2 protein-coding genes are annotated in these 620 nt (G+C 61.9%); both read right to left on the reverse strand.

What is annotated here, in order from left to right; translation table 11 throughout:
* On the reverse strand, positions 1 to 133 hold a 133-nt coding region (locus ACRZ95_RS23135; RefSeq protein WP_480555743.1), incomplete at its 3' end, for a 2-dehydropantoate 2-reductase N-terminal domain-containing protein.
* A partial coding sequence (locus ACRZ95_RS23140; protein ID WP_480555741.1) for a tRNA (adenosine(37)-N6)-threonylcarbamoyltransferase complex transferase subunit TsaD occupies positions 130 to 620 on the reverse strand: 491 nt, incomplete at its 5' end. The genes ACRZ95_RS23135 and ACRZ95_RS23140, both read right to left, overlap by 4 nt.

The raw sequence follows: 620 nt of genomic DNA on the forward strand, positions 1-620 counted from the left end.
GGTTTTCCCGTGTGTCCTGAATCCGCGCGGCCTGATCGGTATCCCGGGCCCATAAGGTCACGGGCCCTTTGCTCGCCAGTGCATTTGCTAGGGCGGTGCCGAACGCACCAGAACCAAGGACCGAAACGCTCATGCCTTGGCGCCTTTCCTGCCGCTGCCCAGCATCGCGGGGCTGGTGCGATCCAAGGGCCAACGCGGACGTGCGACCAGATCAAGACCGTCCCTTGCGCCAGCGCGAAACCGCTCGATCCCGGCATATGCGATCATGGCGGCGTTATCGGTGCAAAGGTTCAGCGGAGGCGCGGTGAATCGGACGCCGAATTCTGCACAAACAGACTCTAAACCAGCCCGAATTGCCGAATTGGCCGCTACGCCGCCAGCCACGGCAATCACAGGTTCTGACGGGTTCTGCTGCAGGTACAGCACGATGGCCCGTCGTGTTTTCTCGGCCAATGTGTCAACGACGGCCTGTTGGAACCCCGCACACAGGTCGGCCCGATCCTGACGGGTCAATCCGCCCTTTTCAGCGGAAATCTGATCGCGGGTCCGCATCAGCGCCGTCTTGAGGCCGGAAAAGGACAGATCACAGCCGGGTCGATCCATTAAAGGACGGGGGAACC

Source organism: Ruegeria sp. AI3 (assembly GCF_056541245.1).